This is a genomic window from Rhodopirellula baltica SH 1 (assembly GCF_000196115.1).
Taxonomy (GTDB): Bacteria; Planctomycetota; Planctomycetia; order Pirellulales; family Pirellulaceae; genus Rhodopirellula; species Rhodopirellula baltica.
This window is the reverse complement of the sequence record NC_005027.1, coordinates 766,541-790,493: the sequence shown is the minus strand read 5'-3', so window position 1 is coordinate 790,493 and position 23,953 is coordinate 766,541. Positions and strand designations below refer to the sequence as shown.

Genomic DNA, 23,953 nt, shown 5'->3' with positions numbered 1-23,953 from the left:
CTGCAATCAAATTGAGAGGCAGCGTCGGTTGTTACAAAACGCAGGGACACAAAAACGGCACGAAAAAAGCCCCCTCGTTAGGCACCGCTTTCAAAACGGCGACCACATAGGGGGCTAATTCATTGAAATTTCAATCAAGTACGGATGAGAGGATTCGAACCTCCACGCCCTTATCGGGCACTAGATCCTGAGTCTAGCGCGTCTGCCAATTCCGCCACATCCGCGGGCAAAGCGGCAGGATATCCTCTCAACTCAATGTCGACAAGTCGCATCCCAACGGTCGCGGACACCTCTCGCCGAGGAACCGTTGAAAATTAACTGTTGAGCATTTTGTATCGGAATCACCGGTTGAATGTCCCGTCCAAAAGGCCCCTGACGCTCGCGTCCCGCTCGCTGGTAATCTCGGGCAAATGAATCACAGCCCCCTTCCGTGTCGCCCCGAAACATCCCATCCAGTTTCTGCCACCGACCACGCGGTCCAGCTCCGCAGCCGGTGCCGAGGGTGCATTCCGCTGGATGCAGTTTGGTCACCGTGGATGACGGAGTTGGCTGCCGACTCCGACCGCGTCAAACAGCTGATTGAGTTTCACGGCTCGCCGGTCAACGTGTTGTCGACCGATCCCATGCGGTCCAACATCAAAGACCTTCAGAACGTCGCCAGCCAAGCAAGTGTGCCGCTGCAAATTCACTTCGCTCGCAAAGCCAACAAGTGTGCCGAATTCGTCCGCACCGGACTGATGGAATCCATCGGCTTCGATGTCGCCAGCGAATTCGAAAAGCAGCAAACGCTGGATGAACTGTATCGATTGCCGCAACATCCGTTCGATTCCCCTATCGTCTGCACCGCTGCAGTCAAACCGGTCAGCTTGATTCGTTCGTGCGTGTTGAGCAACATCGTTCTCGTCATCGACAACGAAGATGAACTCACAACCTTGCGTGAAACCCTCGCTCACCTGGGATCGACCGCACCGAAAGCAAGAATCGCGTTCCGTCTGCAGCATTGTTCCGCCAAGTTCCCTGACTTGCCATCGCGGTTCGGAATGCCAGCCAACGAATTGACTCTGCTTGCGAGATCACTTTGCGACGAACCTCGCATTCAGGTAGTCGGCATTCACTTTCACGTCCACCGGTCTGACGAGCAATTCTCGCCATCATTCACGAAAGCGTTGATCGACGATGCACTTGATGTCGTCGATCGAGTTCGAGAGATCGGACATGCGGTCGCATGGTTGGACATCGGCGGCGGCTTTCCAGTCAATTATCTCTGCCATCAAAAGCACTGGCAACGTTTTCTCAAAGAAGCCCACACGTTCACGGAATCAAGCGGTCGTTTCGAAGCGAATCGAAAACTGACGTGGAATCAACGTCCTCTGAAAGACATCGATCCGACGTGGCAACCGATGAATGCGGCGGATTGGCTTCGCGCCGTATTGACTTCATCGCTCGCCTACGAAATCAATCGTCGAGAACTGATTCTAAAATGCGAACCTGGCCGAGCACTGCTGGATGGCTGCGGCTTGACGATCGCGGAGGTTTTGTTCGTCAAACGTGACCAAAATCAAAACCATCTGATCGGGCTGATGATGAACAGCTCGCAGTGCCGAACAACTCGCGATGATTTCCTGGTCGATCCCATCGTCATCTCCGCTTCGAATGAATCCGCCAAGCCAACAAACCAGACTGATCATGCGGAGATCGAAGGCTACTTTGTCGGTGGTTACTGCACCGAGTCAGAGTATCTGATGCAGCGACGATTTCGGTTTCCACGCGGTATTTCACGAGGTGATTTTGTGCTGATCCCCAACACCGCCGCCTACCAGATGCATTTCGCTGAAAGCAGGGCACATCAAATGCCGTTGGCCGAAAACGTCTTTCTCTGATGGAATTGCCGCCACCAAAGCAAAACGCGAACGCCTCGGAATGAGACGGTCGCGTTGCGCGATAGATTCAGTTCAATCCGATCGAACGATTCGGATCAGCTTCCGGCCTTGGGCAGATCGGTGTGAGCGTTGGGGCCGAAGTAACGCAGTCCAACCAAAGGTTCGCTGCCCAAGTTTTCGATCTCGACACCGTTGGTCGCGGCAACGTGGCTGATGAACACTTCGTCGGTCGTGTTTTCGCCGAAGCGAATCATGGCAGGTGTTTGCAGGTCGAGGTTTCCGATTCGGCCGCGACCTTGAACCGTGATCCAGCTGCTCGCCGCACCGTCTTTCAAAACGCATTTCGCACCGGGAGCAATCGTCAGCTCTTTTGCGCTGAACAATTGCTCGCCATCGACCGTGCCGTAAACGATCCACAAATCTTCGTAGCCATCGCCGCTCCGTTTTTCGTCGCGAACTGGCTCGAGGTAGTTGCTGTTTTTGAAGTGCGTGTCGACGTTCTTGTCCCAATCCAATTGCCCGACGATGAAATCGAGGTCCTGGTGCTTTTCTTCGGGCATGTCTTTGACCAGCAACGACCAAGGCACATAACGGCCTTCGACGATCGATTGGTACATGCCGAACACGTCGCTGCCCCATTGTGGCTCGTACGTACACAGAGACCCAGGAGCATGGAGAACTCCCGGTGGAATCAACCAACCGGTACCACGTTTGAGTCGGTAGGCACGGCTAAGATCCAAGATCCCGTTGTCGCCCTCGTTCCAATTTTCCAAGCAACGACGCACATCCTCGGGTTGGGTACCAGGTTCCAAACCCATGAACGTGTACGAGAAATTGTTGTCGACGTTGTTCAACTGTGGCGGGAAGTAATAACTTTCCGGCTTGCCTTCCTGACCGACCAGTTCCGCGTCTTCGAACGACTGGTGCATGTGATGGGGGATGGGGCCCATGTTGTCAAAGAATTTCGAGTACACCGGCCAACGGTTGTACTTCGAGTAAATTGCTTCGCCGACGATGTCGTTGCCGCGTTCGGCAACCGCATCCTTCAGCATGAATTTTTTGCCTTCGAACAAGCAAAAACTTTGACCTTCGTGCCAAACACGACCTTCGTTGGCCGCGTCGGTGGTGCTGCCGAACCAACGTTCGTCAATTCCACCGCGATCTGCACCAAAGCGATAGTAATCCGAAGGATGCAATTTGATCCGGCGTCCGGGGTGCAGGAACGAACGCGGAACCCAGGTCGGAGTCAACCGCAGTACACCACCATGGGCGTCCATGGCAGAATCGAGGATACTGGAAACGCTGTCGCCCTGGATTAATCCTTCGTCTAACTTCACGGTGCTCATCGGGTGCTCGGTTGGGAGGCGGTGGAGATGGGATGATGAATGATAATTAGCATGGAACACAATCAACACGAATTGCGCCCAGACCGTTTCCAGGACATGTTTTAGGCCGCAGCGAAGGTCTATACAAGTTCAGAGCCCGGGTCCAGAATGCCCCGGCTTCGCACGCCACCCTCGAATTGAATTGGAAGCCCTTCATGGCCACCGAATCCATCGTTGTCCGAGAAGTCGATGACCGTGACCAACGCATCCAGTGGGACACAAACAGCCCGCTTCACCTGGATTTGTCGACCCGAGTCGGCGATTGGACGATCCGGCACGGAATCTTCCGCGGTGGCGTGAGCGAAGGCGTCGAAATCGTTCGGCTCAAAAACAGCCGAATGCATGTCGACGTGTTGCCCACCCGTGGCATGTCGATTTGGCGAATCGAATGCGATGGAATTCGTTTTGGCTGGCATTCCCCGGTCAACGGACCGGTTCACCCGAATCACGTTCCCGTTTCCGAACCCAGCGGATTGGGTTGGTTGTCGGGTTTCGATGAACTCGTCGTGCGTTGCGGATTGGAAAGCAACGGTGCACCTCAGCACGATGCCAACGGAAAACTGGAATATCCGCTGCACGGGCACATCGCCAACACACCAGCGGATTCATTGTCGCTTGAGTTTGATGAAGCCAGCGGCCGCGTCGAACTGATTGCCGAAACCATCGAAACTCGCCTGTTTTTCAAGCGTTTTCGAATGCGTTCGCGAATTCGCGTCCATGCCGATCGCACCGAAGTGGAAATACTCGACGACGTAACCAACGAATTGGCCATGCCCCGAACGATGCAGATGCTTTACCACATCAACCTTGGATCACCGGTTCTTGGTGAGAACAGTCGCCTCGTCTCGACACTCGATGAACTGGCTCCCAAAGACGCTCACGCAGCCGAACAAATCGACCGCTGGGATGAGTTCGATGGTCCAACCACCGGTGAAGCCGAACGCGTTTACTTTGGTCGGCCTCGCGCCGATGAAACCGGTTACACGCACGCGTTGTTGATGTCTCCCAAACAAAAACGCGGCTTCGCGGTCAGCTTTAAAACGTCCACCCTGCCCGCCTTTGTCCTCTGGAAAAACACCGCCGCCGAAACGGATGGCTATGTGACCGGATTGGAACCTGCAACCGGTTTCCCCAACCGCCGTGGATTCGAAGAGCAACAGGGCCGGTTGGTTGACATTGGTGCCGGCGAAACCAAATCCTTCCGCATCAAACTGCGTCCGTTGATGGATGCGGATTTAGTCGAAGCCACCCGGCAAAAGATCCAATCGCTCACCGATGAGGGCGAGCCGACGGAGATTTCGAAAGAACCGCGAAGCGATTGGACGGACCTCAATGGCTGAACCAGAACAGCTGGGGCCTTACCAGATCGAAAGTGTCATCGGTCGCGGCGGCATGGGGTCGGTCTACCGAGCCAAGCATGCGAAGTCCGGTGAAGAAGTCGCCGTGAAGTTGATCGCTCAACACGTCGCCGATGACATGCGTTTCCGCCGACGGTTTGACGCGGAAGTCGAAACCCTTCGACGATTGCGGCACCCGGGAATCGTTCGCTTGATCGGTTACGGCGAAGAAGCCGGACAACTTTTCTATTCGATGGAACTGGTTCGTGGCGAAACGCTCCAAAAACGAATCCGGGATGTGAAGCGTCTGGGTTGGCTCCCAACGTTGGACATCGCATCGCAAGTTTGTTCCGCTCTGAAACATGCTCACGACATTGGCGTGATCCATCGTGACCTTAAACCTGCCAACTTGATTCTGACCGACGCCGGCGAAGTCAAATTGGTCGATTTCGGAATCGCCAAACTGTTTGGCTTTGGTGAGCAAACCCTGCACGGATCCGTGCTCGGGACCGCCGACTACATGGCCCCCGAACAAGCCGGCAGCCATTCAATCACACCTCGCACCGATTTGTATGCACTGGGCAGCGTGATGTACGCGATGCTGGCTGGTCGTGCTCCTTTCGCGGGCAAAAAGGTCACACAAGTCGTCGAGGCCCTGCAACGTGATCGCCCCGTTCCATTGGATCTGATCAATCCGGACATTCCGGCCGAAGTCGTCGAGATCGTTCACCAGTTGCTTGAAAAAGATCCCGCCGACCGTCCACCGACCGCCCTCGCGGTCATGAATCGGTTGAAAGCCACACGCGCAGGATTGCAACGTGGCCGCACTTTGAACGAACAAGCTTCCCGCACGCAGCTCGGCGATGAAGACTTCACGCCCGAATTGCCACCGAACTTGGCCGGCGATTTGGATACTCGCGGGCACCATCACACCGACGCCTCTCGCGAGGTATCGCCTGATTTGCCGACCAATGAAACCGGTGGCGACCACCCGACCGGCCGACGCGTTTTGGCGGGCGACCACCCGAGCAACCTCGCCGATCCGCTGACCGATCCGGCGATGACCAGCACCAACGATTCGGCGACTCAATCCAAAGGCAACAACGAACCGGTCAAGACTCATTTTCAAACGATCGATTCCAATTCGCCTCCCGGCGGCTATCTGTCCGACCTGCATCGTGCCGAGGGCTCGGAATCCAATTGGGTCCAATGGGTTTCGATCGTCGGCATGGTTTTGATTTTGCTAGGTGGCCTGGGTTTGTTCGCTTACTCAATCCGAACGCCATCCGCATCAACTTTGTTTGAATCCTTTCAAGCTGCTGAAGTCAACGGAGACCTTGGATCCGAATCGTCACGCATGACTCAGTTTTTGAAGGCGTATCCGGACGACGAACGTGCCGACCAAGTTCGCCAGTGGCAACGTTCGGTCGAACTCGAATCCACCTATCGACAGCTGAAAAACCGCGCGCGAACCGCGGGCGGTTCTTCCAAGATGCCTCCTGCCGAACAATCGCTGCTGCAAGCCTTGTCACTGCGAGAAACTTCGACCGCCGATGCGGCAAGGCAATTGCAAGCGTGGCTGGATGTCTACTCCATCGAAGTGGATCCTGAATCCGTGGGGTACGTCATGTCACCCGGCGACAAACTCAAGCACCGACTTCGACAACGAGAGCTCGAGCAATTGGAATTATTGGTGCGTGATGAACTCAATCGTTTGAAAGAAGATCCCTCGGACCACGTCGCAAACAGCCAGCGAGAACTCGCCCTCCGATCACGGCTCGCAACAGCGTTGAAACTTCCTCGCGACCAGAAAACTCGCGTGCTGGATGGAATCATCACACTGTACGAAGACCAAGACTGGGCGGCAGAAATCGTTCGCGACACCAAACACGAACTAGAAACACTGGAGTGAACCAAGCGACGGCTTCCGCGATCGTCCACCGCGGCAACTTCACTCACTGCTTTGCTCATCTGAAACGACTGGACCAGTGGTTTCGGTGACTTAATTTTCCGCGACGTCCTCGTCTTCGGTGCTGCCCTCGCTCGCTTTCGCTTCCTTCGCCTGGATCACTGCCTCTCGGGCTTCTTCGATGATCTCAATCAGCTCTTCGCGATGCTGTCGAGTTTTTTGGTCTCCGACCTCAAGCTCACGCAGTTTCTGAAACGGAACCAGCATGCCGTCGAGCGTCTCTTCGTCCTCGAACTGGAGACGCTCCCGAAGATATTCCAGACTTCCAGTGCCTTGGTACCATCCTTCCTGTCGCATCGCGATTTCGTCTGCTTGCACCATCAACCGGTCAACGATCCAACGTTCCGCATTGGTTGCCTGAATCGCATCGGCAATGAGCGAGATCTCCGGAAACCCATCCCCACGATCGGGATGCTTCGGCGGAGGATCCCATACAACTGGGTACGCGTCTTCTCCTGCTGCTTGCATTGTCGCGATCGCTTCTTCGATGGCACCCTCGCGAAGCAGCGAATCCACTTCTGTCGAGCGAATCAAGTTAGGTTGAAACAACGTTGCTGCAAACAATAGCAATGCTCCAGAAACGGTGGGCCAAAGCCAAACACTCTTTGGCATTGAAACGTTGCCTCGGCCAATCTCCTCGAAGCGATGTTTCGGATTGCTCGACGTCCCGATGGCCACCAACGCGACGAGCAAAACAGGAATGATGCCGTAGAAGCATCCTCCCGCAACCGTCGATTGATAATTCACCAAGATTTGCTGAGTCTGCGTCAACCGAATCCCTCCCATCAACGACACCATCGACAACTGTGCCGAGACAAGTGCAAAGAATGCAATCACCATGCAGGGGACCAAGATCCAAAACAGTGGCACCCACCATCGAAGACCAAACTGGATGGCAACGACGCGGCTGAACAACAACACTCGCCAGATTGAAACGATTGACAGCAGCGTCAAATTGAAACGCAACGAGACAACTTCATCAGCCATGGTCTCGATGGGAATCGCATACAACCAAGCCAGCGGCGCGGTCATCCAATATCCGATTAGAAAAACCCGGTAATCTCGAATTCTGTCGCTTTGCGGGTCGCGTTTGACACCGGTCACCGCCAAACAGATTTGCACCGTGAAAAATAAAACCGTGCAGATCACCAATGACGCGGCAAATGGACCAAGCAAATCCTGTGGTGCGTGCATCCAACTGACCGCATCGTATTCGCGAGCCATGGCGGCGGTCGCCACCAAAGCAAACGCCAGCAAAAGCGACAGACGGCAACGCAACACGCGTCGGATCGACGATTCAACGCCGAACAGAAACAGCAACGGGTCCCGCAGTCGCATCGTCAAGGAATCACTGTTCGTCACTTGCTCACTGTCAGGTGAATCATTCATACCTGGTCTCTCGCAGCACGTCGGAAAGATCGAATTTTCTTTTGAATGGAATCGCGTCGTGCCTGAGCCTCCGGACGAAACACTCGCTCGATCAAAGCATTGAACTCGTTTTGCAATTGCTCGGCTGTCATCTGGTCAGGCTGGTAGACCACGTCGAACAACGTGTACCTCGAAAAATCACCGGGAAGCAAACGTTCCGATTGCAACAGTGTTTTGTAGAGGCTGGTACCTGGAAACGGTGTCTGCAACGTCAGCTGAATCTCGCCCATCGGAGCCTCCTCCAAGAAGTCTCCCAGTCGCGTGATGGACTCCTTCGATTCTCCATCAGCTCCGACGATCAAGCATCCATTGACGACGATCCCAGCCTCTTGAATCGCGACAACCGCCTCCAGCATACGCTCCCAATCAGCGTTCTTGGCTCCCATGCCTGGATAGCGAAACACGCTGGATTCCAACCCAATCAATATCTGTCGACATCCGCTGTCTGCAATTTGCTGAAGCAATCTCGGCTTTTTCGCGATTCGCCAGTCGGATTCGGTGAACCAGCGAGCCCCATGGTTTTGAAGCGATTCCAACATTGGTCCGTGATCGCGTCCACTGGCGAAAGTGTTGTCGTCAGCCAACTCGATCCACGGCCGCGATTGCTGATCTGATATTGCCTGTAGCTCCGCTTCGAATCGATCGTCGGGTTTGACTCTGGCCGGCCCCAGCATTCGGCTCGCCGCGCAGAACGAACACGCCCATGGGCAGCCTCGCATTGATTGGATCGTGTACCGCGGTGGTGAGTTTTTCCCCAACAATTCCCATCGTGGCAGCGGCGAATCGGCAAGAGAGAACGATCCATCAGCTCGATACGATGCCGCGGGCGTCCCTTCCATCACATCCGCCAACAAATTCGCAAACGTGCTTTCTCCATCACCCTGAACAACAACATCAAAGTGCGGACGGCAATGTTCGGGTGTCGCCGTCGCATGCAATCCGCCGATCACCGTGGTTACATTGTGACGCTGAACCAGTCGACTGATTCGTGCCGCTCGATCGGCCGAGGGAGTCAACGCCGAGAACGCCACGACTCGAGGCGGGTTCAACGAAGTTGTTCCTGACAAGATTTGATCGGCCACCTCGCACTCTGGAGTGACACCGTCATCCATGACCAATTCGATGTCCCATGATTCCGGCACCAACGCCGCAATGGTCAGCAAACCAAGCGGAGGCAACTGTGAAAGTGCGGAAGCACGGCGTGCCAGTCCGGGCAGCTTCAATCCTCGCTGAAGCAATTCCTCATGTCCCACTCGCAATCCACTCATCGAGACCAAGGTCAACTTTGGTTTCGGCACCGGCACCTCCATCGTGAATTGGATGACGACATCATCGCCCTGAACGTTCCATGATAAACTACTGCCGTCCCTTCCGAATTCGCTCCGTGAGTCTGTCTCCATGAATCAACGTCGATCATCCTGTCTGCGTCTTCTGTGTGTTTGCATTGGTTTCGAAGCCGGTTTGTTGTGTTTTGGGTCTACGGCACTGGCCCAAGATACCGTCACGGTCAAACAACAATTTTTGATTCCGGAAACCAACGACTCCATGGCTGGCGAGGGTCCCGTCCGCCGATATGACTGGATGAAGAATTTATGGCAAAAACGTCGAGCCACTTTTGCCTCGCGCGTGCAACAAGACCAAAACGCAATCGTGTTCCTTGGTGACTCCATCACACAAGATTGGGGAGACGATTTTCGTGGAGCGTTCGGCGATCGAAAAGTTGCCAACCGCGGCATCAGCGGTGATACGACTCGCGGCATGCTGTATCGATTGAAAGAAGACGTTCTGGACGTGAACCCCAAAGCGGTCGTCATGTTGATGGGAACAAACGACTTGGAGGAGCACGCCACGCCAAAAATCATCGCCGGCAACGTTCGCTTGATTTTCAAAGAGCTACAGGCTCATGATTCGGACATGCCAATCGTACTTTGCCTCGTGATGCCCAGCAGCGAAACCAAATCACGTCCCGCCGGCAAAATCAAACGCCTCAACAAACTGCTGGCCGAGATCGCCGAAGAAAATGAAGGCGTTCATCTGGTCGATACATGGACGCCATTTGCGAACGAAAAAGGCGACGCAAAGGTAGAAGAGTTCCCTGACTTATTGCATCCAAACGAAGTCGGCTACCAAAAGTGGAAGACGACACTCGAACCTACTTTGAAGGAACTGAACCTTTAAAGGCCAGCACGCATCGCGACGCCGGCGAATCACTGCCCGGCGATCTTCGCGATGGTCTCTTTGATCATCTTCGCGACGGTCTCGAGGTTTCCCGCCCCCGGCACCAACGATGAAGCGATCCATGGCCGTTCGTTTGAACTGGCACGAAAGGCACATGGCAACGGAATCAACTCCAGCGAAGAAGCCTTCGCCAATCGCATGGCTCGCGGCATATGAAAAGCGCTGGTGATCAATCCCACCTTGAGCTCGTCCGGCGAGTCAGTGTTGTCCGGCCGAAGCTCGTTCGATTCCGAGGGCGGAGATTCCATCAACTGCTTGAGCGAACGCATTTCTGCTTGAGTGTTGACGCCTTCGATTCGCACGATCACATCCTCCGGAACACCCAGCGACATCAACAATTGAGTCGACTGTTTCCACGGCGGTTCGTAGCCATCGGTGGACGATCCTGTCACGATGATTTTCCGAGTGGCCCCGGCATGGTACGCCTGGGCGGCTGAGATGACTCGTTCACCATCTCGCCCCAATTCGTAGAAACCGGGCGCCACAGCGGACGAACCTCCGCCAAGCACGACCACGGCATCAAGCGGTCGATCAAGATCACGCTGCTCGAGTGCTGGACTGGGTTCCATTTGCAACGGGCTCTCAACCCGGCCGCTCATCCAATTTGCAAAATCGCCGTTGCCGACCATCCACCAAACGAAGAAGCACGTGAACCAACCGAGGGCCTTGACCACAGAATGAGTCCCACGACGCCATTGTCGTAACGCAAACGCGGTCAGGGCTAGCATCCCAAGCCACACCAAACCAACGGGCTGAACCAGATCCGTTCCGCATCGCATTCCGGCGACAAAACCTTGTTGCATCCATGTCACAACAACCAGCAACAAACCAAGAGCCGCCGGTGCAAGCAATGCAACGAGAACGTCGGACCAGACGGTTCGAGGTCCGATTGACGAGCCGGTCGGTTCGTCGGCGACGGTCGAATGAGATGAAGATGGAATCATCCCAAACATCATACTGACACACCGACAAATTTCCTGCCCAGCGAGCAAGAATCGCGGGATGAAATGGCCATGACCGAACGAGCAGGATTTTTGCGTCAGGGACGGCCACGAAAAAACCCCGACCGCGATCAACCGAACAATCGCAGCCGACGTTATCGGACTTTCAACGCTAAACTTCCCAACTAAGGAATGGTCAGGTTGATTTCGTTCGAACCTGACTCAACCGTCACCATGTCTGGTAGCGTGACTTCCCTCGGTGGTTCCATCCCCTTCGAACGCGATCGCGATTTGCTGGGACTCTCCGCAGGACCGCTGGGCATGCTGGGTGCCCCCATGCCTCCGGTCATGATTTTGACGCGGTGTTGCCCTGTGACCGCTCCCGGCTGATCCTGAGCGTACTCCAATGTGTAACGTCCGTCCTGGTCCGTCTTGCCAAACGATTGCCGACCCGCAACAGGATAAAATGTGATCGATGCACCGGGGACGGGATTCCCTCCCATGCTCACCACACCTGAAACCTCTCCGGTCTCGGGGCCCGATGGGCCGCAGCCGGACAACGGGCACAACAAACCGATGAGCAAGATCAATGAGCTCAGCAACTGGTTTCGTTGACGTCGATTTTGATTTTCAAGCATTGCGTTTTGATTCCAGTTCATCATTCGAGTCCTTCCATCGCCGACCGGTCTGCACGATCCATCAAAGCCGTGTAGATTTCGAACTGAATGCTGTCAGTGATGAACTGCACCGAACCATCCGCCATCACGAACTGGGCACCACCGATGTGTTGTGATCGAAACGCGGTGTTATTGAATGCGGTATCCATTCCGTTCTTCTCCCAACCACCATTCCATCTCAATCCGCCCCACGATGGCCAATCATCGCCGGAGTAATTGATGGGGTAACGAGTCACGACATAGTTGTTCTTCGCGTTACCAGCAGTCGCGGTTCCACAGGACCACATTCCGCCAAGAGCAGCTCCGGCACGGTGATCGTTGAACGTTCCGTGAACGCCACCTTGCTCACCCACCGCGATCGTGTGCGACGTCCCGTCCAACAGCGAAGCGAATCGGGTCTCGGTACCAGGCCACGGTGTGTCGAATCGCATCTTCATACCGAAGAATCCGTTGTCGGCATGAACGCCACCCCAATCCCAAACTGCGGTCGGGTGATCGTCGATGGTTCCGCCGGTGAAGTTGCATCCGCTGTTGCCGGCATAGTCAGGAATTTGAACTTCCAGATTCTCTGGCGCTCCCAGTGCTTGAGTCGCATCGTTCGTTGGGTAGATATTCGTTTTGGCGAGCACACTCGACGGGCACCAAAATCCCGGCACGCGAGCTCGATTCATCTCTTCCCAATGAACAACCGGTGCGGCCCAACCCGCGTTCATGTTGTCGAACGATGAGGCTGAAAAATCGATGCCGTCGTAGATAGCTGATTGTTCCAATTGCGGCAAGATGGCGATGAACCATGACGACTTCCGAGCCCAACCATTCGCGGTGTAGTTCTCAGGTCGTCCCGATGCGGGAAACGATTTGAACGCGGAGTGATAGTTATGAAGAGCCAACCCGATCTGCTTCATGTTGTTGCTGCAACTCATCCGGCGAGCTGCTTCACGAGCAGACTGCACCGCAGGCAAGAGCAAACCAACCATCACTCCGATGATCGCAATGACGACGAGCAGTTCAACCAAGGTGAAACCACGTCGTGTGCGAATCGTGTGATCGGTGCCGTCCGGACAAACGTGGGAACGCGATGACATAGTCGGATACTTCAACATCGGACTCTCGATAGAAAATTTCGGTTGGAAGGCGTCGAGCAACTCAACGCACTGGGTGACGCGGTGCAACGCAATCATCATTCCGTCGCGCAGAGGGCCCTTTTCGCGATAACACCGTTTGCAAACCATTCGCTTTGAAATGCGCACAGGACAAAAAAGGCTCGGCGCAACGCTCTTCAAACCGACTTAAGCGGTGCTCTAAGTGACGCAAATCGCCCTCTATAGAACGCAAAATCTTGGTTTTTTGCCCGGTTCTTTCGTTTCCCATGCGGGACGACCGGCCCCCCACTTCTTTCCAAACATCAAACACGCGTTGCAAATTCGCGTGGATGTCTAAAAACAGAGCGGCAACGCCCAAATTTCAGGCGGACGATAGGCACATTTCCGTTGCCCATCTCAAACGATCGCGATCATTCGAACCGCCCCCAAGTCGCCGACTCGGGATTGAATTGGAAAGATGAAAGTGTTTCGACATACGGCCGCCTGGACACCTGGTCCCGCGTATCCGCCGCCAGTGTTCCCAAACATCGCCGCTTACGAAGACGCGTCATACCTGCAGCAAACTTCAGGCGGACTCAATCGCATCGCGACGGTCAGCCGGAAGACTGTTAGACTGCATCGGTTGCATCTCAGTCGTTAAAACGGAGTCCACGGACGTGTTGGTTGTTTCCGAGTTGTCAAAATCGTATCCCACCGCGGGTGAACCGTTGTCCGTCTTGCGAGGCGTCAACCTCGAGCTTTCCCCAGGACAATCTGCCGCGATTGTTGGACCGAGCGGAAGTGGCAAGACAACGTTGCTGCAAATTCTTGGAACACTCGACGAACCTGACTCCGGCTCAGTCCAAATCAATGGACAAGATCCGTTTGCGCTCGATGCACGCGAGCGAGCCGCCTATCGAAATCAAACGATTGGCTTCATCTTTCAAGATCATCATCTGCTGCCACAATTGTCCGTGACAGAAAACGTTCTCATTCCCGCATTGGCCAATGGAAAACCAACCAGCGACGACGTGTCACGCGCAGCAGAACTGATCGATGCCGTTGGATTGTCTCACCGAGCCACGCATCTGCCTCGCGAATTGTCGGGCGGTGAACGCGAACGTGTGGCCATCGCGAGAGCCTTGCTGATGCAACCGTCCGTTGTTTTGGCAGACGAACCGACTGGCAACCTGGATTCGAAAACTGCGAAGACGATCACAGAATTGCTTTTGCGTTTGCAAGCGGAGCAGAACACGGTGTTGGTGACCGTCACGCACTCGCTGTCGTTGGCCGATGAAATGAACGAGCGTTTCGAGCTGGTCGATGGTGCATTGGTACGCCGCGGACGATTCGGCATCACCGCATGACATCGACTCTTTCGCCAGAAACACTTCAACAGATCAAACGTCTCGATCTGCGCGCCCGCATGGTCGTGCGAGGGTTCTTGCAGGGATTGCACAACAGCCCCCTACAAGGTTTCTCGGTCCAGTTCAGCGATCACCGTCTGTACAATCGTGGCGATGATCCCAAGCTGATTGATTGGTTGGTGTATGCCAAAACAGACAAGCATTACATCAAACGGTTCGAAGCAGAAACCAACCTGAACGGTTTCCTGTTGATGGACCTTTCCAAATCGATGGGTTTCCGCCAAGGAACTTCGATGACGAAGTTCGAGTATTCGACGTGCTTGGCAGCGGCGCTGACCTATCTGATGTCGCTGCAAAAAGACCCGGTCGGATTGCTGACTTTCGACGACAAACTGCGAGCAATCCTGCCCGCCCGAAGTCGACGCGGGCATCTCGGTGATGTCTTGGCGGCCCTCTCCGGGATGACTCCCGAAGGCACAACCGAACTGCCACGATGCTTAGTTCAGGTCGCCGCGATGCTGAAGCAACACAGCCTTGTGATGCTGTTCTCCGATTTGCTGGGTGATCCAGAGGAAACGCTCGCGGCGCTCGCTCGATTGCGACACGGCGGCCACGACGTGATCGTCTTTCATGTTCTCGATGACGCCGAGGTTCGTTTCCCGTACGAGGGTCCCGTCGAGTTCGAGGACCCCGAGTCAGGTGAACTCGTGACGGTCGATGCGACGGGTTTCCGAGCTGAGTACCTCGACCAAATCGCCGCTTTTCGCGAAACGTATTCGCAAGGTTGTTCCGCTTTGCGAATCGACTACGTGCCGCTAGACACCAGCATGCCGTTTGACCGTGCACTGACTGAGTACCTGCAACAACGCCAGGCACGGTTCTAAGCGATCGCAACCGCGCCGGCATAAACCTCTTCATCGGCGCATTCCCAACTGTACGCATCACCAGAGCGATTCCACGCACCTGTTGCGAACAATGGATCGATTGTGCCGGGTGGCAAACTGCGACAGCCACTTTTTTCGGGAGCGTTTAACCGACCCTCACCATCCAAGGGGTACTTTTGTCTGGGCACTGTCTCGATCTGTGTGAGCGGCCCAGCGATCGCTGCTACCCGTCTCACATCAAGCAACCTTTCAATCCAATCACGAGACAACGCCCCGGTCTCACGCTATCTCCTATCCGGCCACGCGAGTCATGTCTTCCCTGGGCGTCACGTTCGATATCCTCACGACACACTCATCGCCCAGCGCCGGCGAAGTGCTGCAGCTCGGTGCGACGGGTGACGACCAATCAACGCGTCAACGTTGCTTGCGAGCAATGGCTCATCGTAAAGACGTCAAGTCGCTGAACTGGTTGATCAATCGCTTCGAGAAATATCACGACGACTTGCTTTCCGCTTTGACGACCAAGTCCGGCAAACTGGATGCAGGCTACTTGGGGACGGCGGTCACCAAACAACTGGCCAAAGACGGCTGGAACCAAGCGATCGGATTGCGACTGATTGACATGGTCGATTGCCTTAATCAGACGGCTGCGCTGGCAAGACTGATCGACATTGCACAAAACCATGAAGACTCGCTCATCCGAGCGGCCTCGGGCGAAGTCACCTTGTCTCTCGCCAGCCCACTGTCCAAAGCTGTCCGACACCGCGGCGACGGCGAACGGATCAATCCCGAATCGGAACGATTTCGACAATCCATCGCTGAATTGTTGGGAGCAGCGGTCGAGCGATACAACAATCACCGCAACACGGATCTTCTGGATGCGTTTCTGGTCGTCTCCGATTGGAACGATGCTCTCTTCCAACGTTTGATGAGTGACGAATCACCGACCCAAGAAACACTTCTTCGCCGGATGCGAACCAGCGAACATCAATCGGTGCTGCAACTACTGGCAGGTTTCATTCGGCGACGCAAAATTCCCGGACCGGTGATCGGTTTGCTGTTGCGTCGACACGATGCCAAGTTCTGCGAGACTCTGCTCGAAACCATCACGGACAATCCGACTCCAGTCACCGCGATCAACCTTCGCGAATACGGACTGCCGGATTGTCTGCGTGGCGGCGAGTCATTCATGCGTTCACTCGGCAGCGATCGCGACGGGGCAATGTGCAACGCATACTCCATCGCGATGCCTCACGAACCCGAATCGATTCATTTGGTGATCGCGATGCTGGAACGAGGCGGCCCCTCCGCTATCCGCACCGCTGAACTATGCCTGAAACGCATCGAAGCACCGCAGCTGGCAGACTGGATTGCCGTGCTGGAAGATTCGCTGGAACAACAGACTGCAGCGGACACTGAAAATGACGATTCCACAGCGTTTCAACAGAACACTGATTACAATCGGCCGCTTCAGCTTCTCGACGAATTGATAGCGTTATCCGACCACGAATCAAAACCACTGGCGGCCGCGGCTCAATCACTGCTCACGCATCTGAATACCGCCGAAGTACTTCCTATCTTCGGAGATTTGTCGCCAGAAGTCGGAAAGCAACTCGGTCGCATTCTGATGCAAACCGATTCCGGCACCCTCGACATGATCCGTCAGGGATTGCGTCACGCGGTCATGCAAAACCGACTCGATGCCATCGAATTTGCTGAATCATTGGGTTTAGTCGATCTGATGATCGATCCACTACGACAAATCGCTCAGACCGATCACCAGTTGGCAAAGCTAAGGACCGCACAAGCGTTGGCGCACGGTACCGGATCTCAATCCGAAGCGGTGCTACGAGAGCTTTGCAGCATTCAAGATGGATCGCTGCGAGACGCTGCGGTCGCATCCATGGCAGAACGAGGATTGACGGTATGATCTCGCTAACCAACATTGTTTTCGCGCACACTTCTGACAAGCCTGCCGATATCGACGCCGTCTTTTCGATGCCGTTGCTGAACGTCACCCGCATGACTGACTTGGCTCCGCAGTACCAAGCCGTCTCGGACGATTCATCGATCCCGATGGTTCTCATCGCCGGAATCGCACTCGTATTGGCCGCGATCGCGGGCGGCGTGTTCTGGTACTACCGAACGCGAGAACCGGAGGTCCCGACCAGCGACGCGGTCACGATGGACCTTTGCCGAGCTCACGGCTTGTCGATCTACCACCGTGGTTTGATCGATCGATTAGCCGCTGCAGCCGAACTGTCTCACACGGCCGAAATGTTCTTGTCTCCATCGCACTTTGATTCCGCGGTAGAAAAAGCCAAACAAGCCGTCCGGCTACGTCGGCATCACCACGGATGGTTGGGCGAAATTCGTCGAACGCTCTTCGACTCGTGAGAAACAACGGCGAGGCCAATTTGTTCGGCCCCAAAAAATGGCCCATCAAATAGCGATCTGACTCGGCTCACACACCGGCTACTTCGCAAGCCTTGTAGACCACCTTCGCCTGACGGAATCCGATTCGCTCATATAGCCGAACCGCGTGCGTATTCGCGGTGGTGACTTCCAGATGCATCCGCTTCAATCCCGCGGATTTGAATCCCGCTGCCGATCGCATCATCAGCATTCGACCGAGTCCGTTGCCGCGGTGTTCTGGGACGACGCCCAAATTCTGAACCGCGCCCCACTCATCGAGATCCAAACCTTGGATCGTGCCGACGGGAATGGGACGTCCGCCCGGTCGATCGCGATAGCGAATCAACCAAGTCGCCTCTGGCACAAACGCCGCACGACTGCTGATCTCTCGCATCAAACGCAGACAACCATCACGACGGCCTAAACACGGAAACACATCCGCGTCCATTTCGCTGCGAAACGATTGAAATTTCGCAGCTGCATGTTCACGCACCAATCCTTCGTCAAACGCCACCCATTCGTAACCGCGAGCGGCCATGTCGGGTGCGTCCCACGAACCGCTCCAATCGCGCAGGTCCATCTCCATGCGATAGCGGCGAAAGTAAGTCATGCCCACTCGGGTTGCCCCCTTTCCTGGATCACGGTCTCTTGTGAACAATCCAGTTTACCACATCAGCTGACTTTCGAGATGCATCCCGACACGCGATCCCAGCCCTTTGCCCCATTGTTCGACGACGTGATCGTTCTGACCGGCCCGACCGCTTCGGGCAAAACAGAATTGGCTCTGCGGGTCGCGGAAACTCTGGCAGCCAGAACCAATGGCCGGCAAGAAATTGAAATCCTCTCGCTCGATGCCATCGCGGTCTACCGCGGAATGGACATTGGCTCCGCCAAACCCACCTCCGACCAACTAGCCCGAGCCCCCCACCACTTGATCGATTTGGTTGATCCTTGGGACGAGTTCAGCGTCGCTGAGTACCTGCATTCCGCTCACGCGTGCGTTCAGGACATTCTCGAACGAAGCAAACGCCCCATGTTTGTCGGCGGCACCCCGATGTATTTGAAAGGTGTCTTACGCGGGTTCGATGCCGGGCCTCCCGCGGACGAAGCGTTCCGAAACGCTGTCGAGGAAGACTTGCGTCAACATGGCATCGGCGCACTGCGAGAACGTTTGCACCAAGTCGACCCGCTATCGGCCGCCAAGATTGATCGGGGTGATTCGCGTCGGATGATTCGTGCCCTCGAATTCGCTCGAGCGACCGGGACACCGATCAGCCACCGACAACTGCAATTCGACACCGCTCGATCCAGTCACGAAGGACTTGTCTTTGCATTGCGAGTTCCACGGCCGGTTCTCCATCAACGAATCGAAAAACGCGTCGAAGAGATGTTCGCGGAAGGCTTGGTCGCCGAAGTGCAAGGTTTATTGGCGCTCGAACAACCGCTTTCCAAGACATCACGCCAAGCGGTTGGCTACCGCGAAATCATCGAAGCAATTGCGGCGGGTGACGCACCTGAAACCGCCGCTGAACGAGTCGTCTTCCACACCCGACGACTGGCTCGACGACAAGAGACTTGGTTGCGGTCGTTTTCCGAAATTCGCGGCCTCGGATCTTTCGAATCCGATTCGGCTCCGGATATCGATCAATGTGTCGAATCAATGGTCGAAACGATTCTGTCATTCAGCGACTGAATCCAACTTACCTGCAACCGATGTCCCTGAACTCGACTCAACGATCTGGTTCCAATCCTCGTCGCTTTCAAAAAGCTCGCGAGCGAAATACATGGCTCGGTTGTTTGGTAGGTGCCACACCAACTTTTCTTCGATCCACTCGGTTCGCAGAGGTTCCTCACGCAACATACGAACGCCGTTGGTCGTGGTAACACTGACGACTTCATCCGAGCTGATCCACCCATGTTGCTGCCACGACATCTCTTGCGTCGGAATCGCCATCCAACGCCAACTGTTGTAGAAATACCGCGTTGTGCCGAGCAAAAGCAGCAACAATCCGACTGCGACAAACGTAAAACCAAACTCCCAAGCTAGCAACATCGCCACGCCGTACGCGAAAATCATTGCACCGTTGCGATACATGATTCCGCGAACCGCTGAGTGATCTACTGGCACGTGCAACGACACCTGTCCACCGAAACGAATCGCGGATTCAGGTCGCTCTCCCAGTTGTTTGCAATTGTTCTCCATCAACGTATCAGCATCCCACTGCGAAGCGTCATGTTGTTGCCAAATTGCCTGCAACTGCTTCCAAACATTCGCGTCGAATCCATCGAACAATCGATTGGCCAGGTAGAGCTGAACGTACGGCCCCTCCAGCAATGGGACACGAACGCCATGCCGGTTCGCTTGAGCCAAACGACAATACTCTGCGCTGAAGTAGTGAGTCCGCTGGCCATCGTTGAACAGAAGACCGCCGCCGCTAAACCGCCCCACCGCACGTCCCAGCAAATCTGGACGCTGCCCCAACGCACGACGTGTTCGCCTGGCCGGACTGACGTATTGCGTCGCCACAGCGAACCCGATGGCGACGCCCATGCAGCAGATGATTTTGAAGATGGTTTCCGAATCAAAGCCATTCGAAACGGCGTTGATCGTTGCAATCAAAACTCCGATCGTGAACGCCGGAATGATGCAGCCCCACATCAGCACCGCCAAACCGATCCACAAGTTCCGTTCGGGGATCAAACGCCGAATGTCGTCCTCGGTGATCTCGCCATCAAGTGTGAGACAAAGATCCGCTTGTTCCGATCCAACGACCGGATCGGTTTCGGGGTTCGCTGCTTGTGTGGGCGTCGCGTAAGGATTGACCGATGCTCGTCCGGAACCAGAGATCGAAGCATGCTCGACATCGCCACCATCATCCGTCATTCCGGCGGACGCCAACCGTAGGCTTCCGCCAATCCGCCACACACAATTTCACGAAGCTTGCCCAAACGCACCGGCTTACGAAGAATTTTGTAGGCTCGCATCCGAGCCGCTTCTCGCTCGATCGCTTCGTCCATCAAGGCGCTCATCAGGACGTACGGCATCGCGTTGGGACGTTGTGACAAAATTCGCATCACATCAAGTCCCGTCACTCGCGGCATGTGCACGTCCAGCAACACCATGTGAATGGCGGTCTTCTCAATGACGCGAAGAGCCTCGTCGCCGTCAGCGGCCTGCTGCGTTTGCACACCACCGCGCACGAGAGCCTCGCAAACCACGCCGCGAAAATCGGCGTCGTCGTCGGTTACCAAGACTGTTGGGATCATGCCAGCGTCGACCATGGCTCATCCACACCCCCGCAAACAGAAAAAAAGTCGTTCACTTTCGATCGTGAATCCATCCATTATACGTCACCAGCTCGATGTTGGGTTGGTCTCCTGCCAAGAGAGTTTCCGCAGGATTCACCCACCCGGTCCAATCAATTTTTCCGGACAGGCAACTGCGGCCATCGCGGGACCGCCAAACCACCACGCCAAACGCGTTTCCCGGCTATCATGGACACATCGCGTGTCGGTCATGTCCCGTCTCGCGACCTCGTCCATCGGAGTCATCCGTCACCGGAGCGTTTGCCCTTGAATTCCAAAGCGACCCCACCCGCTGCTTCTCGCGGCAACGCAAACCCACCGCCTGCCCCCGCGTCCAAGCCAGCAAACGGTGCCCCCGTCGACGTCTCCGCGGTCGCGGAACTATCCAAACGCGTCATCGGCAACGTCGAAAATGCGATCGTAGGAAAGCGAAAGCAACTGGTCCTTTCGATGGTCGCCTGGCTCAGCGGCGGACACATTCTTCTCGAAGACGTCCCCGGTGTGGCGAAAACGATGCTCGCCCGAGCCCTCGCGAAAAGCCTCGGATGCCACTTCAAACGAGTCCAGTGCACCCCCGACTTGTTGCCCACCGATGTCACCGGCACATCGATCTTCAACCAAAAGAATTCTGAATTTGAATTCCGCCCCGGTCCGGTCTTCACCCAGATTCTGCTCGCCGACGAAATCAACCGGGCAACGCCACGAACACAGGCATCGTTGCTCGAAGCGATGGCGGAAGCTCGCGTCACCGTCGACGGAAAATCCTACACGCTCAATCCGCCGTTCTTGGTCATTGCAACACAAAACCCTGTCGATCACGAAGGCACGTTCCCTCTTCCGGAAGCACAACTCGATCGTTTCTTGATGCGGTTCTCTCTGGGTTACCCATCGATCGAAGAAGAATTGCGAATGCTTGATCTGCTGCAATTCAAACATCCAGTTGATTCGATGACCGCCGTTGCTACCGCCGAACAATTGGTCGCGGCGCAGCAAGCGATTCGATCCGTTCACGTCGACCCACGTGTCCGGCACTACTTGCTTCAAATCGTTCACCAAACTCGGAACAACGAAAACCTCGCTCTCGGAGGCAGTCCCCGAGCAACGATCGCGTTGTTCCGATGCAGCCAAGCGATGGCGGCCATCCGCGGTCGAACCTTTGTAACTCCCGACGATGTCAAGAAGATCATCGCACCCGTCATGAATCACCGATTGATCCTTCGACCCGAAAGCCGCCTGCGAAAGCTGACCACGGAAAAAGTCCTGGAAGAAATCCTCAGCGAAATCGCGGTGCCAACCATCTCATCATGACGGACAATGGCAACGCTGCGGATTCCACTTCCGGTCCGCCCGCTCCTTCGCGTTGGCTGACGATCGTTGTCGTGTGCGCGATCGTTGTCTTCTTGGGAATGGTCGCTGGTGCAGGATTGTGGATGACCGCCGCGATCACCGTGGCCTCCGTCGTTGCAATCGGCAACTGGGTTGCGACGCAGTGGTCCGCCGGAGTTGTTGCCGTTCGTTTGGACTCGCCCGAAGAAGGCCGTGATCTCGAAGTCGTGATTGGATCGTTGATCCCCGTCACCGTCGAAGTCACTAACCAAGGCAAATTGCCCGTCGCGTGGGTCTTGGCCGAAGATTTGATTCCTCGCGGAGCGACACAACAAGCCCGCCAAGCGGACGGCATGGTACTCGACCCACGCACCACGCCGCTGCCCATCGAAGGCGCTCGGTTGGCCGTCATGGCGTTATTGCCCGGCCAATCAAAACGCATTGAATACTCGGTGCGTTGTCACCGGCGAGGATACTTTCAGATCGGTCCGACGGTGTTGGAAACCGGCGACCCGGTTGGAATGTTTCGCCGTTATCGGTTGGGGGCACGCCCCATGTTTGTGACTGTCCTTCCCAAAGTCCAACTGCTTTCAACCTATGAAATTGGCTCGCGTCGACCCATTGGCGAGATCAAAATCCGTGCCTCTTCGATGACCGATCCAACACGTCTGCGAGGCATCCGGCAATGGCAGATCGGTGATCCATTGCGCAGTGTTCACTGGGCGGCCACCGCCCGAACCGGAACGTTGCATAGCAAAGTCTACGAGCCATCTTCCGTTGCCGGCGCGACAATCATTCTGGATCTGCACGTCGACACCAATCCGGACCAACACGAACCGCTTCGCACTGACCTGACGATCACGACCGCGGCTTCCATCGCGGCGGCGCTGCATGATGCGGGCGAGCCCTTTGGATTGGCGACAAACGGCCGAGATGCCGCCGATCGAATTCGAACCGAAGGTTTCCGAGGGGACCACCGGGTGCGAGATGCTTCTGTCAAAGCCGCTTCCCTGAAACAACTCAACGAACGATTGCGACCAGTCATTGTCAACGTCGATCGTGGGCCGGTGCATCTAAAAGAAATGTTTCGAACGCTGGCACGTCTCGAACGCACCGATGGCCTGACACTGGCCGAGTTCCTCGTGGAAACTGAATCGCAGCTTTCCAGCGAAACGACCATGTTGGTGATGCTGCAGCAAGCCACCGAAGCCGACATCGCCGCGTTGGTTGGTCTATCACGTCGCGGATGGGCGATCGCCGTTGTGATCAACACACTCGACATCGATCGCTATTCCCGCATGGCCGGTCCGCTGCTGGCCGAACGCATTCACGTCAGCCATTTACAAAGCGAAGACAGCATCATGGACGTCTGCCGAGCCCAGATGGCTCGCTGAAGGAAACTGCCGTTCCAAGCGATGGTCAAAACTCGCTTCAAGCCGGCAGTCTCCATAGACCATTTGCGTCGTCTAAACAGAGCAAGAAGGTTTTTCACTTCTCTATAGCCTTGTCACCAAACATGGTTTCCGAGCAAAACCGACCGACAAACGTGATTCGTTGCCGTAGTCGACGAAGCGAGCCGCTCGCAAAACGTTTACGTTTGAGTTGAAATTCGGCCTTGGTAAGAATACGTTTCAATCAGATTCGGTTGCGAATTTTGATTGATGTTCGCATCCCGATTCCGCCCGCCCCTCTTCCCACCACTTACGACGTTCCGCGAA

Annotated in this window: 21 protein-coding genes and 1 tRNA gene; 12 read left to right on the top strand and 10 right to left on the bottom strand. The window is 55.5% G+C overall.

Going from position 1 to position 23,953, the window contains the following annotated elements; translation table 11 throughout:
- Positions 1-139: 139 nt before the first annotated feature.
- Positions 140-224 (bottom strand) — tRNA-Leu (locus RB_RS03105).
- Positions 225-536: 312 nt separating this feature from the next.
- Here RB_RS03105 and RB_RS03100 point away from each other — a divergent pair.
- On the top strand, positions 537-1,880 hold the full coding sequence (locus RB_RS03100) for a Y4yA family PLP-dependent enzyme (RefSeq protein ID WP_164921426.1): 1,344 nt from the start codon (positions 537-539) through the stop codon (positions 1,878-1,880).
- 95 nt (positions 1,881-1,975) lie between these two features.
- On the opposite strand, the gene RB_RS03095 is transcribed toward RB_RS03100, so the two are convergent.
- Positions 1,976-3,226 carry a cupin domain-containing protein gene (locus RB_RS03095; protein ID WP_007328450.1) on the bottom strand — a complete coding sequence of 417 codons (1,251 nt, stop codon included), beginning with the start codon at positions 3,224-3,226 and terminating at the stop codon, positions 1,976-1,978.
- 194 nt (positions 3,227-3,420) lie between these two features.
- On the opposite strand from RB_RS03095, the gene RB_RS03090 reads away from it, so the two are divergent.
- Together RB_RS03090 and RB_RS03085 are read left to right on the top strand one after the other, a co-directional pair.
- Positions 3,421-4,605 carry an aldose 1-epimerase family protein gene (locus tag RB_RS03090; RefSeq protein ID WP_164921425.1) on the top strand — a complete coding sequence of 395 codons (1,185 nt, stop codon included), beginning with the start codon at positions 3,421-3,423 and terminating at the stop codon, positions 4,603-4,605.
- Positions 4,598-6,514 carry a serine/threonine-protein kinase gene (locus RB_RS03085; protein WP_164921424.1) on the top strand — a complete coding sequence of 639 codons (1,917 nt, stop codon included), beginning with the start codon at positions 4,598-4,600 and terminating at the stop codon, positions 6,512-6,514. Before RB_RS03090 ends, RB_RS03085 begins: the two co-directional genes overlap by 8 nt.
- 90 nt (positions 6,515-6,604) lie before the next feature.
- Here the strand turns inward: RB_RS03085 and RB_RS03080 are convergent, their stop codons facing one another.
- On the bottom strand, positions 6,605-7,960 hold the full coding sequence (locus RB_RS03080; RefSeq protein WP_011118416.1) for a hypothetical protein: 1,356 nt from the start codon (positions 7,958-7,960) through the stop codon (positions 6,605-6,607).
- Entirely contained in the window at positions 7,957-9,297 is a 1,341-nt protein-coding gene (locus RB_RS03075) for a B12-binding domain-containing radical SAM protein (RefSeq protein WP_231846162.1), read from the bottom strand. The genes RB_RS03080 and RB_RS03075 overlap by 4 nt, the downstream gene beginning before the upstream one ends.
- 100 nt (positions 9,298-9,397) lie before the next feature.
- Between RB_RS03075 and RB_RS03070 the strand changes: the two genes are divergently transcribed.
- On the top strand, positions 9,398-10,177 hold the full coding sequence (locus RB_RS03070; RefSeq protein ID WP_011118414.1) for an SGNH/GDSL hydrolase family protein: 780 nt from the start codon (positions 9,398-9,400) through the stop codon (positions 10,175-10,177).
- A 29-nt stretch (positions 10,178-10,206) separates the two neighbouring features.
- Here RB_RS03070 and RB_RS03065 read toward each other — a convergent pair whose 3' ends face one another.
- From RB_RS03065 to RB_RS03055, 3 genes are all read right to left on the bottom strand, one after another.
- On the bottom strand, positions 10,207-11,193 hold the full coding sequence (locus tag RB_RS03065; RefSeq protein WP_011118413.1) for a YdcF family protein: 987 nt from the start codon (positions 11,191-11,193) through the stop codon (positions 10,207-10,209).
- Between the two features lie 170 nt (positions 11,194-11,363).
- The gene (locus tag RB_RS03060; RefSeq protein WP_011118412.1) at positions 11,364-11,840 is read right to left on the bottom strand and encodes a carboxypeptidase-like regulatory domain-containing protein; all 477 of its coding nucleotides are present in this window, start codon (positions 11,838-11,840) and stop codon (positions 11,364-11,366) included.
- Positions 11,837-12,940 carry a DUF1559 domain-containing protein gene (locus RB_RS03055; protein ID WP_231846160.1) on the bottom strand — a complete coding sequence of 368 codons (1,104 nt, stop codon included), beginning with the start codon at positions 12,938-12,940 and terminating at the stop codon, positions 11,837-11,839. Before RB_RS03055 ends, RB_RS03060 begins: the two co-directional genes overlap by 4 nt.
- Before the next feature lie 475 nt (positions 12,941-13,415).
- Between RB_RS03055 and RB_RS03050 the strand changes: the two genes are divergently transcribed.
- The 5 genes from RB_RS03050 to RB_RS03030 all read left to right on the top strand — a co-directional run bounded on the left by RB_RS03050 (position 13,416) and on the right by RB_RS03030 (position 17,585).
- The gene (locus RB_RS03050) at positions 13,416-13,598 is read left to right on the top strand and encodes a hypothetical protein (RefSeq protein ID WP_011118408.1); all 183 of its coding nucleotides are present in this window, start codon (positions 13,416-13,418) and stop codon (positions 13,596-13,598) included.
- Between the two features lie 16 nt (positions 13,599-13,614).
- Entirely contained in the window at positions 13,615-14,304 is a 690-nt protein-coding gene (locus tag RB_RS03045) for an ABC transporter ATP-binding protein (protein WP_011118407.1), read from the top strand.
- Positions 14,301-15,188, top strand: a complete 888-nt coding sequence (locus RB_RS03040; protein WP_007324200.1) for a DUF58 domain-containing protein — start codon at positions 14,301-14,303, stop codon at positions 15,186-15,188. The genes RB_RS03045 and RB_RS03040 overlap by 4 nt, the downstream gene beginning before the upstream one ends.
- A 310-nt stretch (positions 15,189-15,498) precedes the next feature.
- Positions 15,499-17,118 (top strand): hypothetical protein, encoded by a 1,620-nt coding sequence (locus RB_RS03035; RefSeq protein WP_011118404.1) that lies wholly within the window; start codon positions 15,499-15,501, stop codon positions 17,116-17,118.
- Positions 17,115-17,585, top strand: coding sequence for a hypothetical protein (locus RB_RS03030; RefSeq protein ID WP_011118403.1), 471 nt, complete (start codon positions 17,115-17,117; stop codon positions 17,583-17,585). Before RB_RS03035 ends, RB_RS03030 begins: the two co-directional genes overlap by 4 nt.
- A 67-nt stretch (positions 17,586-17,652) precedes the next feature.
- Here the strand turns inward: RB_RS03030 and RB_RS03025 are convergent, their stop codons facing one another.
- The gene (locus RB_RS03025; protein ID WP_007325283.1) at positions 17,653-18,219 is read right to left on the bottom strand and encodes a GNAT family N-acetyltransferase; all 567 of its coding nucleotides are present in this window, start codon (positions 18,217-18,219) and stop codon (positions 17,653-17,655) included.
- Positions 18,220-18,291: 72 nt separating this feature from the next.
- Between RB_RS03025 and miaA the strand changes: the two genes are divergently transcribed.
- Positions 18,292-19,296, top strand: coding sequence for a tRNA (adenosine(37)-N6)-dimethylallyltransferase MiaA (gene miaA, locus RB_RS03020; RefSeq protein WP_011118401.1), 1,005 nt, complete (start codon positions 18,292-18,294; stop codon positions 19,294-19,296).
- Here the strand turns inward: miaA and RB_RS03015 are convergent.
- Positions 19,282-20,502, bottom strand: a complete 1,221-nt coding sequence (locus RB_RS03015; protein ID WP_231846158.1) for a hypothetical protein — start codon at positions 20,500-20,502, stop codon at positions 19,282-19,284. The genes miaA and RB_RS03015 overlap by 15 nt on opposite strands.
- A complete protein-coding gene (locus RB_RS03010) occupies positions 20,484-20,885 on the bottom strand; it encodes a response regulator (protein ID WP_007332309.1) in 402 nt (133 codons plus the stop codon). The genes RB_RS03015 and RB_RS03010 overlap by 19 nt, the downstream gene beginning before the upstream one ends.
- A 291-nt stretch (positions 20,886-21,176) precedes the next feature.
- On the opposite strand from RB_RS03010, the gene RB_RS03005 reads away from it, so the two are divergent.
- Both RB_RS03005 and RB_RS03000 read left to right on the top strand, forming a co-directional pair.
- A complete protein-coding gene (locus RB_RS03005; RefSeq protein WP_231846157.1) occupies positions 21,177-22,217 on the top strand; it encodes an AAA family ATPase in 1,041 nt (346 codons plus the stop codon).
- Positions 22,214-23,629, top strand: a complete 1,416-nt coding sequence (locus RB_RS03000) for a DUF58 domain-containing protein (RefSeq protein WP_011118398.1) — start codon at positions 22,214-22,216, stop codon at positions 23,627-23,629. The genes RB_RS03005 and RB_RS03000 overlap by 4 nt, the downstream gene beginning before the upstream one ends.
- Positions 23,630-23,953 lie beyond the last annotated feature (324 nt).

What these genes read in the sequence shown, in the direction of transcription:
- RB_RS03100 (WP_164921426.1), top strand. Translation starts at nt 537, where the DNA reads ATGACGGAGTTGGCTGCCGACTCCGACCGCGTCAAACAGCTGATTGAG.
- RB_RS03095 (WP_007328450.1), bottom strand. Translation starts at nt 3,226, where the DNA reads ATGAGCACCGTGAAGTTAGACGAAGGATTAATCCAGGGCGACAGCGTT.
- RB_RS03090 (WP_164921425.1), top strand. Translation starts at nt 3,421, where the DNA reads ATGGCCACCGAATCCATCGTTGTCCGAGAAGTCGATGACCGTGACCAA.
- RB_RS03085 (WP_164921424.1), top strand. Translation starts at nt 4,598, where the DNA reads ATGGCTGAACCAGAACAGCTGGGGCCTTACCAGATCGAAAGTGTCATC.
- RB_RS03080 (WP_011118416.1), bottom strand. Translation starts at nt 7,960, where the DNA reads ATGAATGATTCACCTGACAGTGAGCAAGTGACGAACAGTGATTCCTTG.
- RB_RS03070 (WP_011118414.1), top strand. Translation starts at nt 9,398, where the DNA reads ATGAATCAACGTCGATCATCCTGTCTGCGTCTTCTGTGTGTTTGCATT.
- RB_RS03065 (WP_011118413.1), bottom strand. Translation starts at nt 11,193, where the DNA reads ATGATGTTTGGGATGATTCCATCTTCATCTCATTCGACCGTCGCCGAC.
- RB_RS03060 (WP_011118412.1), bottom strand. Translation starts at nt 11,840, where the DNA reads ATGATGAACTGGAATCAAAACGCAATGCTTGAAAATCAAAATCGACGT.
- RB_RS03055 (WP_231846160.1), bottom strand. Translation starts at nt 12,940, where the DNA reads ATGTCATCGCGTTCCCACGTTTGTCCGGACGGCACCGATCACACGATT.
- RB_RS03050 (WP_011118408.1), top strand. Translation starts at nt 13,416, where the DNA reads ATGAAAGTGTTTCGACATACGGCCGCCTGGACACCTGGTCCCGCGTAT.
- RB_RS03040 (WP_007324200.1), top strand. Translation starts at nt 14,301, where the DNA reads ATGACATCGACTCTTTCGCCAGAAACACTTCAACAGATCAAACGTCTC.
- RB_RS03035 (WP_011118404.1), top strand. Translation starts at nt 15,499, where the DNA reads ATGTCTTCCCTGGGCGTCACGTTCGATATCCTCACGACACACTCATCG.
- RB_RS03030 (WP_011118403.1), top strand. Translation starts at nt 17,115, where the DNA reads ATGATCTCGCTAACCAACATTGTTTTCGCGCACACTTCTGACAAGCCT.
- miaA (WP_011118401.1), top strand. Translation starts at nt 18,292, where the DNA reads ATGCATCCCGACACGCGATCCCAGCCCTTTGCCCCATTGTTCGACGAC.
- RB_RS03010 (WP_007332309.1), bottom strand. Translation starts at nt 20,885, where the DNA reads ATGGTCGACGCTGGCATGATCCCAACAGTCTTGGTAACCGACGACGAC.
- RB_RS03000 (WP_011118398.1), top strand. Translation starts at nt 22,214, where the DNA reads ATGACGGACAATGGCAACGCTGCGGATTCCACTTCCGGTCCGCCCGCT.